A 9,656-nucleotide genomic window follows, 5' to 3' on the forward strand; every position below is an offset into this window, starting at 1 on the left:
GTGACGGTCGCGGCGACGGCAGCCGACCGCAGGCTCCGGGTGAGGTCCCTCATGGCGGTCACCCTATCCGTCGCTCAGGCGTCCGCCCGGGCCGCCTCGAGCAGCTCCTCGGCGTGGGCCCGCGCCGTCTGCGAGTCCTCCTGCCCGGCCAGCATCCGCGACAACTCCCGTACGCGGTCCTCGCCTTCGAGCACCGTGACGCCGGAGCGGGTCACCGATCCGTCGTTCGTCTTCTCGACGAGGAGCTGCCGGTCGGCGAAGGCCGCGACCTGCGGCAGGTGGGTGACGACGACGACCTGCGCGGTGCGCGCGAGCTTCGCGAGACGGCGGCCGATCTCGACGGCCGCCTTGCCGCCGACGCCCGCGTCGACCTCGTCGAACAGGTACGTGGGCACGGGGTCGGTGCCCGCGAACACGACCTCGACGGCGAGCATCACCCGGGACAGCTCACCGCCGGACGCGCCCTTGGCGACGGGGCGCGGCGGGGCGCCGGGGTGCGGGGCGAGCAGCAGCTCGACCTCGTCGACGCCGTTCGGCCCGTAGGCCACCGTGCGGCCGTCGACCTCGACGCCGTCGGTGCCCTCGGTCTCGGTCTGCCGGACGGCGAAGGAGACGCGGGCGTGCGGCATCGCGAGGGAGGCGAGTTCCTCGGTGACCGCCCCGGCGAACCGGGACGCGGCCTCGGTGCGGGCCAGGGTCAGCTCCTGGGCCAGTGCGCCGAGCTCGCCCCGCAACGCGTCCTGTTCGCTGCCGAGTTCGCCGAGGCGCTCGTCGTCGCCGTCGAGTTCGAGCAGGCGGGCGGCGCTCGTCTCGGCCCAGGCGAGGACGCCCGCGACGTCCTCGCCGTACTTGCGGGTCAGCTGGGTGAGCGCGGCGCGGCGCTCCTCGACGGCCGCGAGGCGCAGCGGGTCGGCGTCCAGGTCGTCGGCGTACCCGGCGAGTTCGGCGGCGACGTCGGTGAGCAGGATCTGCACCTCGCCGATCCGCTCGGCGAGCGCGGCGAGCGCCGGGTCGTGGGAGCGGACCGCGTCCAGGGCACGGTGCGCGCCGCCGACGAGGGTCTGCGCGTCGACGCCCTCGGGGTCCTCGGGGTTACCGGCCAGCGCGGCGTGCGCGACGGCGGCCGCCGAGGCGAGCGCCTCGGCGTGCCCGAGTCGCGAGGCCTCGTCGGCGAGCTCGGTGTCCTCGCCCGCGCGGGGCTCGACGGCGGCGATCTCGTCGAGGCCGAAGCGCAGCAGATCGGCCTCCTGGGCCCGCTCGCGGGCGCGCGTGGTGATCTCGGCGAGCTCGGCGGAGACCCGCTTGAGCCGCTTGTGCACCTTCTTGTACCGCGCCAGCGGTTTCGCGACGGCGTCGCCCGCGTAGCGGTCGAGGGCCTGGCGCTGGCGGCCCGGCTTCAGCAGTCCCTGCTGGTCGGTCTGTCCGTGCACCGCGACGAGGTCCTCGGCCAGCTCGCCGAGCACGCCCACGGGAACGGACCGCCCGCCCAGATGCGCGCGGGAGCGCCCCTCCGCGGACACCGTCCGGCTGAGCAGCAGCACCCCGTCGTCGAGCTCCGCCCCGGCCTCCTCGGCCCGGGCCAGCGCGCCCGAGGCGGCGGGCACGCTGATGCGCCCCTCCACCACGGCGTTCTTGGCGCCGATCCGTACGAGGGCCGGGTCGGCGCGGCCACCGAGCAGCAGCCCGAGGCTCGTGACGACCATGGTCTTGCCCGCGCCGGTCTCGCCCGTCACCGCGGTGAACCCGGGCGACAGCTCGACCACCGCGTCGTCGATGACTCCGAGCGACCGTATCCGCATCTCCTCCAACACGCCCCCGACCTTACGAGGTCGGGGGCCGTCTGTGCGACGGGCCCTGGCTCACGGACCCGAACCGGCTGGTGACCCGGGCCTCCTGTCACCCGTGCGAGTGCCCGTACCGGCGGCCCCGGGACGAGGGTGTCCCCGTCAGGGCCGGGCGCTCGACGTGGTGCGGGGAATCCCCGGTCTCAGTGCGGCGCCCCGCGCCACCCGGCGACCGGGAGGGCGAACTTGGCGACGAGGCGGTCCGTGAACACCGCGTGGTGCAGCCGGGCCAGACGCACCGGTACCGCGCCGCGCCGCACCTCGACGCGGGCCCCGGCGGGCAGCTCCGCGGTGCGCCGGCCGTCGCACCACAGGACGCCGTGCGGGGTGTGTGGCTGCACCTCGACGGCGAGCACCGAGTCGGGCGAGGTCACCAGCGGCTTCGCGAACAGGGCGTGCGCGCTGATCGGCACCATCAGGAGCGCCTCGACCTCGGGCCAGACCACGGGCCCGCCCGCCGAGAACGCGTACGCGGTCGAGCCGGTCGGGGTGGCGCACACGATGCCGTCGCAGCCGAAGCCGGTCACCGGGCGGCCGTCGATCTCGAGGACGACCTCCAGCATCCGTTCGGGTTCGGTCTTCTGCACGGCGGCCTCGTTCAGCGCCCAGTCGCGGTGCACGACGTCGCCGTTGCGGTGCACGACGACGTCGATCGTCATGCGCTCCTCGACCTCGTACGCCTTGGTGACGACGCGGTCGACGACCTTGTCCAGGTCGTCGCGCTCGGCCTCGGCGAGGAAGCCGACCCGCCCCAGGTTGACCCCCAGCATCGGCACGCCCGAGGCGCGCGCGAACTCGGCGCCGCGCAGCAGGGTCCCGTCACCGCCGAGGACGATGAGCAGCTCACACGCGTCGAGGCAGGACGGCGTGGCCTCCTTCACCAGCTCGACCTCGGGCGGCAGCGGCAGATCGGCCGCCTCCGCCTCCAGGACCCGCACGCCGATGCCGCTGCGCAGCAGCCCCTGGACGACCAGTTCGGCACTGCGGATCGCGGCCGGCCGGCCGGTGTGCGCCAGCAGGAAAACAGTACGAGCTCGGCTCTGTGTCAACGCGGCCCCTCCGCCACTGCACGGTCAACGTCGGCCGGGTCCGGTTCGGGCGCCCCGGCGCGCAGCCACAGAAAGTACTCGACATTGCCCGAGGGGCCCGGCAGCGGGCTCGCGGTCACGCCACGCACGCCGAGCCCGAGCTGCCAGGCCTGACCGGCAACGCTCTTCACAGCGTCGGCCCGCAGCCGGCTGCTGCGCACCACGCCGCCGCTGCCCAGCCGCTCCTTGCCCACCTCGAACTGCGGCTTGACCATGAGCACGAGGTCGGCGTCCGCTGCCGCGCAGCGGGCCAGCGCGGGCAGCACGAGGCCCAGCGGGATGAAGGACAGGTCGCCGACGACGAGGTCCACGGGGATGCCGTCGATCGCGTCGAGGGTCAGCTCGCGCACGTTCGTCCGGTCCTTCACGGTGACGCGCTCGTCGCTCTGCAGCGACCAGGCCAGCTGCCCGTACCCCACGTCGACGGCGACGACGTGCGCGGCGCCCGCGCGCAGCAGCACATCGGTGAAGCCGCCGGTGGAGGCGCCCGCGTCCAGCGCCCGGCGGCCCTCGACGACGAGCCCCTGCGGGGTGAACGCGGCGAAGGCGCCCGCGAGCTTGTGGCCGCCGCGCGAGACGTAGTCCGGGGCGTTCTCGTCCTTCGCGACGATGATCGACACGCCTTCGTCCACCTGGGTCGCGGGTTTGGTCGCGACGATCTTCGCGACGCTGACCCGGCCCGCGGCGATCAGCTGGCTGGCCTCACCGCGCGAGCGGGCCAGCTTGCGGTGGACGAGTTCGGCGTCGAGGCGGCGACGTGCCACACCTGCCACGGTCGGTTCAGCTCCTGAGGTCGTGCGAGGGGGACGGGGGCCGGGCGTCCAGCGCGGTCAGCGCCGAGCGCAGCCCCTCGTGTACATCCTCGTACACCTCGGCGTGGCCGTCGGCCGCGAGGTGGTCCAGAGCGGCGAGACGGTCGAGCCGTTCGTCCACCCCGGCGTGCCCGGTCGGGGTGCGTCCGACGCCGAGCGGGGCGGGGGCCGCGGGGTCGTAGGACGGCTCGGGGCCGGGGTCCTGGGCGGGCGGGGCGTCGGCGGGGGTCTCGCTCATGCCCCGACGCTACCGCGAAGCCCCGGTGTACCGTCGGTCGCGATGGCCACGACCGAGGAGTGCCGCGCCGCACTCGAGAAGCTCTCCGAGAGCATGACGCGCGCCGGGGCCGACGTGCGGGCCGCCGCCGCGCTCGACCGCTCGCTCAGCTGCCGCGTCACGGACCTGGACGTGTCGTTTTCCGGCCGTCTCCAGGGCGGCCGGATCGTGGTGCTCGACACCCGCCCCGGGCCGCCCGCCGAGAAGGCGCAGATCCGTCTGGCGATGACGGGGGACGATCTGGTGGCCCTGGTGGACGGCGAGCTGAACTTCGCGCGGGCGTGGGCCTCGGGACGGGTCCGTCTGGAGGCCTCGTTCCGCGATCTGCTGCGGCTCAGGACACTGCTGTGACGGCCGGCTCGCGGCGCCTCGTCCTGCGCGCCGCGGGCACGACCAGCGGAGTGCCGGTCTCCGGGTCGTCGATCACCTGGCACTTCATGCCGAACAGCCGCTCGACGAGGTCGGCCGTGACGATCTCCTTCGGCGGACCCTCGGCGATGACCTCGCCCTCGCGCAGCGCGATGAGGTGCGTGGCGTAGCGGGCCGCGTGGTTGAGGTCGTGCAGGACGGCGACGAGCGTGCGGCCCTGCTCCTCGTGCAGTTCGGCGCACAGGTCGAGCACGTCGATCTGGTGCTGGATGTCGAGATAGGTGGTCGGCTCGTCGAGCAGCAGCAGCGGGGTCTGCTGGGCGAGCGCCATGGCGATCCACACGCGCTGGCGCTGCCCGCCGGAGAGCTCGTCGACGTACCGCTCGGCGAGCTCGGCGACGCCGGTGGACTCCATCGACTCGCGCACCACCCGCTCGTCCTCCGGCGACCACTGGCGCAGGAGCCCCTGGTGCGGGTAGCGGCCGCGGGCCACGAGGTCGCCGACCGTGATGCCGTCGGGGGCGACGGACGACTGCGGGAGCAGCCCGAGCGTCTTGGCCACCTTCTTCGCGGGCATCGACTGGATGACGTTGCCGTCCAGCAGGACCCGCCCCGCGCTCGGCCTGAGCATCCGGGACAGGGCCCGCAGCAGGGTGGACTTGCCGCAGGCGTTGGGGCCGACGATCACCGTGAAGGACTTGTCGGGTATCTCGACGGACAGCTTCTCGGCGATGACGCGCTGGTCGTAGCCGAGGGTGACGGCGTCGGCGGACAGCCTGTTCACAGGGGTGCTCCTTCGGTTCGTTCGGGGGCCGCGCGCGTTCGTACCGCTCGTGGCGGGGCCGGTCGGCGCAGGAATGCTCACAGCCGGCCCGCCTTGCGCTCGGTGACCAGCAGCCACAGCAGATAGCCGCCGCCGACGACGCCGGTGACCACGCCGACGGGCAGCTGGTCGGCGCCGAAGGCGCGCTGCGAGGCCAGGTCCGCGACGATCAGCAGGGCCGCGCCCAGCCAGGTCGCGGCCATCAGGTTGGGTCCGGGCGAGCGGGTCAGCCGGCGGGCGATCTGCGGGGCGGTGAGCGCGACGAAGACCACGGGCCCGGCGGCGGCGGTGGCGGCCGCGGTGAGGAAGACGGACGCGGTGAGCAGGATCAGCCGGGTCCGCTCGACCCGGATCCCGAGCGCACCGGCCGCGTCGTCGCCCATCTCCAGCATCCGCAGCGGCCGCGCGTACACCGCGACGAACGGGACGAGGACCGCGAACAGCGCGAGCAGCGGCCAGACCTGCTCCCAGTCGCGTCCGTTGAGCGAGCCGGTCATCCACACGGTGGCGCGGGCGGCGTCGACGAAGTCGGCCTTGGTGAGCAGATAGCCGTTGACCGCCGTGACGAACGCGGAGACGCCGATGCCGACGAGGACGAGCCGGTAGCCGTGCACGCCGCGCTTCCACGCCAGGACGTAGATGGCGGCTCCGGTGACGAGCCCGCCGACCAGGGCGCCGAGCGCGACCTGCGTGGCGCTCCCCCCGAAGACCACGATCATCACGAGGGCACCCGCGGTCGAGCCCTGGCCGAGACCGAGGACGTCGGGGCTGCCCAGCGGGTTGCGCGAGATGGCCTGGAAGAGCGCGCCGGACAGCCCGAGCGCACCGCCGACCAGCAGGCCGACGAGGACCCGCGGCAGCCGCAGGTCGTTGATGATGAACTCCTGGCCGGGGTCGCCCCGGCCGACGAGCGTGCGCAGCACGTCCGTCGCGGGGATGTCGAAGTCGCCGGTGCCGATGAGCACCACGGCGGCGGCGAGCGCGGCGAGCACGAGCACCACGACGACGACCGTCGAGCGCAGGTCGAGCCGGACCGAGAGTCCGCCCGGCGTGCGCAGCGCCCGCACGGCCCGCACCCGCTCGTCCTTCACGGCCCCGGCCCGCACCGCCTTCGCGCCCGTCGCCTTCACGTCCGTCGTCTTCACAGCTGGGCCAACTTCCGGCGTCGTACGAGGAGGATGAAGACCGGCGCGCCGATGACGGCGGTGACGATGCCGACCTGGAGTTCGGCGGGCCGGGCGACGATCCGGCCGACGACGTCGGCGCCGAGCAGCAGCACGGGCGACAGGATCGCCGCGTACGGCAGGATCCAGCGCATGTCCGGGCCGGTGAACGAGCGCACGACGTGCGGCACCATCAGGCCGACGAAGACGATGGGCCCGCAGGCCGCGGTGGCGGCGCCGCACAGCAGCGTGGCGGCGGCCATGCTCAGGGCGCGGGTGCGGCCCAGGTGGGCGCCGAGGGCGCGGGCGGTGTCGTCGCCCATGGCCATCGCGTTGAGCGGCCGCGCCAGCGCGAGGGCCAGCAGGATGCCGACCGCGATGAACGGCAGCACCTGCCGGATGGTGTCCATGGTGGCGGTGGCCAGCGAGCCGACCTGCCAGAAGCGCATCCGGTTCAGCGCCATGTCGTCACTGATCATCACGGCGTACAGATAGCCGGACAGGGCCGCGGTGATCGCGGTGCCGGCGAGCGCGAGCCGTACGGGGGTCGCGTTGCGGGTGCCGCCCAGGACGTAGACGAGGACGCCGACGGCCGCGGCCCCGAGGAACGCGAACCACACGTAGCCGCTGAGCGAGGTCACCCCGAAGAAGCTGATCGCGGTCACGACGGCCGCGGACGCGCCCATGTTGATGCCGAGGATGCCGGGGTCGGCGAGCGGGTTGCGGGTGAGCGCCTGCAACACCGCTCCGGCGAGGCCGAGCGCGGCGCCGGCGAGCAGTCCGAGCAGGGTCCGCGAGACGCGTTCCCCGACGACCACGTCGGCGTACCGGCCCGAGTCCTGGAACAGGCCGTGCCAGACCTGGTCGACCGAGAGCGGTTTCGCTCCGATCGCGATGCTCGCCACCAGGACGGCGGCCAGCACGAGCACCGACACGAGAAGCCCGGCCGTACGTATCGCCGTACGGCGGCCGGGGGGCGCGGGAGCGGTCTCCGCGCTGGTTTCGGGGGGACTGTCGACCAACACGAGGTTAGGTTAGCCTACCCTCCGATCCGGCCACATCCTGCTGTGCAGAGAGAAGTACCAGCATGCCGTCCTCCGCGCCGTCCGTCACGCCGCTCCCCGACTCCTCCGCCGGGCGCCCGCGCGCCACCGGGCCGTCCCGCCGCGCCCTGCTCGCGGGCGGCGGCGCGGCCGCCCTCGGTGCTCTGCTCACCGCCTGCGGCGCGGACAAACCCTCGGCCGCCGCGTCCGGCGCGTCCGGCGCTTGGTCGTTCAAGGACGACCGGGGCCGGACCGCACGCGTGGACCACACCCCGCGCCGCATCGTCGCCTTCGTCAGCGCCGCCGCTGCACTGCACGACTACGGCGTCGAGTGCACCGGCGTCTTCGGCCCGACCGAGCCGGTCGACGGCAAGCCCAACCCGCAGGCCGGCGACCTCGACCTCGCGAAACTGAAGAGCGTCGGCCAGGAGTGGGGCCGGTTCAACGTCGAGAAGTACGCCGCGCTGCGCCCCGAACTCCTCATCAGCAACATGTTCCCCGGGCCCGACCTGTGGTTCGTGCCCGAGGAGAGCAGCAAGAAGATCGCCGCGCTGGCACCGACCGTCGGCATCGGCATCGCCCGCTCCTCCCTGCGCGTCCCGCTGCGCCGCTACACCGAACTGGCCGCCTCGCTCGGCGCCGACCTCGGCGCGAAGCGGGTGACCGACGCGAAGGCCCGCTTCGAGAGGGCCGAGCGCACCCTGCGCGAGGCGGCCCGGAAGAACGGCGGCCTCAAGGTCCTCGCCATGACCGGCGACAACGACAACCTCTACGTCGCCGTGCCCGACTCCTACTGCGACCTCAACTACTTCAAGGACCTCGGCGTCGAGTTCGTCGAGGGCAAGAAGAGCGACGAGTGGGGCTTCTGGGAGTTCCTCAGCTGGGAGAACGCCGACAAGTACCACGCCGACCTGATCATGCTCGACAACCGCTCCGCGTCGATGTCGCGCGAGGAACTCGCGCAGAAGCCCACCTTCGCCTCGCTCCCCGCCGTGAAGGCCGGGCAGATCACGCCCTGGGCGATGGAGGAGCGCTACAGCTACGCCGGGTACGGCCCGGTGCTGGAGCGGCTCGCCGACGCCATCAACCGATCGAAGAGGCTCACCTCATGACCGAGACCGCCACGCCCGCCCCCACCGCGCCCGCCGCCTCCCCCTTCGGCCTCTTCGCCCTCCGCGTCGCCCGGTCGACCCGCCTCACCCCGAACATGGTGCGCGTGGCCCTCACCGGCCCGGACCTGTCCCGGATGGCCTCCGCCGGACGCGACCAGCGCATCAAGCTCTTCCTGCCGGCCCCCGGCCGGACCGCACCGGACCTTCCCGACAACTCCGACGGCCAGTGGTACGCGGCCTGGCAGGCCCTCGACCCGGCGACCCGCGGCTACATGCGGACCTACACGATCCGCACCCTGGACACCGAACGGGCCGAGCTGACCGTCGACTTCGCCGTGCACGGCGAGGAGGGGCCTGCCTCCCGCTGGGCCCTGCACGCCCGGCCCGGCGACGAGGTGGGCGCCTTCGCCCCGGTCGTCGAGGACAACGCCGCCTACGAGTTCCGCCCGCCGGCCGACGCCGACTGGATCCTGCTGGCCGCCGACGCCTCCGCGCTGCCGGCCGTCGCGGGCATCCTCGAGCACCTGCCGCCGGCCGTCCCGGTCCGCGCCTGGATCGAGGTCCCGGGGCCCGCCGACCACCAGAACCTCCCGGCGGGCCTGGACACCCACATCACCTGGCTGACCACGGCCGGCTCCACCCCGGAGGCGATCGCCGCGGCCGACCTGCCGTCCGGCACCCCGTACGCCTGGGTCGCGGGCGAGTCCTCGACGGTGAAGGCGGTCCGCCGTCACCTGGTCCAGGGCCGCGGCATCGACCGCCGCCGCGTCCAGTTCTCCGGCTACTGGCGCAAGGGCGCCTCGGAGGACCTCCTGATGGAGAAGAACGAAGCCGCGTAACGGTCCGGCTCAGGGGGCGGGGCGGCCTCTGCCCCCCCTACAGCTCCAGCCGCGCCAGCGCCTTCTCCGCGCTCAGGTCGCACACCCCGTCGCCCGCCGCGCTCCACGCCGCCCCGCACAGCGTCCGCAGCCCGTCGATCGCCGGGCCGTCACCCGTCAGCTCCAGGGATCCGTCCCCGGCCGCCGCACTCCAGCCGCCGCACCGGAACGCCCCGCCGTCCTCGACCACCTCGGGCTGCCCGGTGAGCAGCCCGCGCAGGTCCAGGTCCACGTACGTCGGCCGGTA

Annotated in this window: 10 protein-coding genes and 1 pseudogene; 3 read left to right on the forward strand and 8 right to left on the reverse strand. The window is 73.9% G+C overall.

All coding sequences use genetic code 11. From position 1 onward, the window contains the following. Positions 1 to 74: 74 nt before the first annotated feature. The 4 genes from recN to GTW43_RS09510 all read right to left on the reverse strand — a co-directional run bounded on the left by recN (position 75) and on the right by GTW43_RS09510 (position 3,982). The gene (recN, locus tag GTW43_RS09495) at positions 75 to 1,799 is read right to left on the reverse strand and encodes a DNA repair protein RecN (protein WP_161301196.1); all 1,725 of its coding nucleotides are present in this window, start codon (positions 1,797 to 1,799) and stop codon (positions 75 to 77) included. Between the two features lie 188 nt (positions 1,800 to 1,987). Beyond that, positions 1,988 to 2,893, reverse strand: a complete 906-nt coding sequence (locus tag GTW43_RS09500) for an NAD kinase (protein WP_161301188.1) — start codon at positions 2,891 to 2,893, stop codon at positions 1,988 to 1,990. Next, a complete protein-coding gene (locus GTW43_RS09505; protein WP_161301189.1) occupies positions 2,890 to 3,705 on the reverse strand; it encodes a TlyA family RNA methyltransferase in 816 nt (271 codons plus the stop codon). Before GTW43_RS09505 ends, GTW43_RS09500 begins: the two co-directional genes overlap by 4 nt. A gap of 7 nt (positions 3,706 to 3,712) precedes the next feature. After that, complete coding sequence (locus GTW43_RS09510; protein WP_161301190.1) at positions 3,713 to 3,982, reverse strand: hypothetical protein; 270 nt, start codon at positions 3,980 to 3,982, stop codon at positions 3,713 to 3,715. Positions 3,983 to 4,024: 42 nt separating this feature from the next. Between GTW43_RS09510 and GTW43_RS09515 the strand changes: the two genes are divergently transcribed. Then, positions 4,025 to 4,372: an SCP2 sterol-binding domain-containing protein gene (locus GTW43_RS09515; protein ID WP_161301191.1), complete on the forward strand. Its 348-nt coding sequence runs from the start codon at positions 4,025 to 4,027 to the stop codon at positions 4,370 to 4,372. Here the strand turns inward: GTW43_RS09515 and GTW43_RS09520 are convergent. The 3 genes from GTW43_RS09520 to GTW43_RS09530 form a co-directional block, all read right to left on the reverse strand. Next, a complete protein-coding gene (locus GTW43_RS09520; RefSeq protein ID WP_161301192.1) occupies positions 4,356 to 5,174 on the reverse strand; it encodes an ABC transporter ATP-binding protein in 819 nt (272 codons plus the stop codon). The two genes, GTW43_RS09515 and GTW43_RS09520, sit on opposite strands and share 17 nt — an antisense overlap. Before the next feature lie 77 nt (positions 5,175 to 5,251). Beyond that, a complete protein-coding gene (locus tag GTW43_RS09525) occupies positions 5,252 to 6,289 on the reverse strand; it encodes an iron chelate uptake ABC transporter family permease subunit (RefSeq protein WP_161301197.1) in 1,038 nt (345 codons plus the stop codon). 65 nt (positions 6,290 to 6,354) lie between these two features. Next, positions 6,355 to 7,401: an iron chelate uptake ABC transporter family permease subunit gene (locus GTW43_RS09530; protein WP_161301193.1), complete on the reverse strand. Its 1,047-nt coding sequence runs from the start codon at positions 7,399 to 7,401 to the stop codon at positions 6,355 to 6,357. A 62-nt stretch (positions 7,402 to 7,463) separates the two neighbouring features. Between GTW43_RS09530 and GTW43_RS09535 the strand changes: the two genes are divergently transcribed. Together GTW43_RS09535 and GTW43_RS09540 are read left to right on the forward strand one after the other, a co-directional pair. Continuing rightward, on the forward strand, positions 7,464 to 8,531 hold the full coding sequence (locus GTW43_RS09535; protein WP_161301194.1) for an ABC transporter substrate-binding protein: 1,068 nt from the start codon (positions 7,464 to 7,466) through the stop codon (positions 8,529 to 8,531). Beyond that, positions 8,528 to 9,370 (forward strand): siderophore-interacting protein, encoded by an 843-nt coding sequence (locus tag GTW43_RS09540; protein WP_161301195.1) that lies wholly within the window; start codon positions 8,528 to 8,530, stop codon positions 9,368 to 9,370. The genes GTW43_RS09535 and GTW43_RS09540 overlap by 4 nt, the downstream gene beginning before the upstream one ends. 37 nt (positions 9,371 to 9,407) lie before the next feature. On the opposite strand, the pseudogene GTW43_RS09545 reads toward GTW43_RS09540, so the two are convergent. Beyond that, positions 9,408 to 9,656 (reverse strand): annotated as a pseudogene (locus GTW43_RS09545) (HAD family hydrolase); the annotation flags it as partial.

This window comes from Streptomyces sp. SID5785, from assembly GCF_009870065.1.
In the GTDB taxonomy this organism is placed as follows: Bacteria; Actinomycetota; Actinomycetes; order Streptomycetales; family Streptomycetaceae; genus Streptomyces.

Bases quoted from the DNA above. Each gene is read 5' to 3' on its own strand.
- GTW43_RS09540 (WP_161301195.1), top strand. From the start codon at position 8,528: ATGACCGAGACCGCCACGCCCGCCCCCACCGCGCCCGCCGCCTCCCCC.
- recN (WP_161301196.1), bottom strand. From the start codon at position 1,799: ATGCGGATACGGTCGCTCGGAGTCATCGACGACGCGGTGGTCGAGCTG.
- GTW43_RS09510 (WP_161301190.1), bottom strand. From the start codon at position 3,982: ATGAGCGAGACCCCCGCCGACGCCCCGCCCGCCCAGGACCCCGGCCCC.
- GTW43_RS09515 (WP_161301191.1), top strand. From the start codon at position 4,025: ATGGCCACGACCGAGGAGTGCCGCGCCGCACTCGAGAAGCTCTCCGAG.
- GTW43_RS09535 (WP_161301194.1), top strand. From the start codon at position 7,464: ATGCCGTCCTCCGCGCCGTCCGTCACGCCGCTCCCCGACTCCTCCGCC.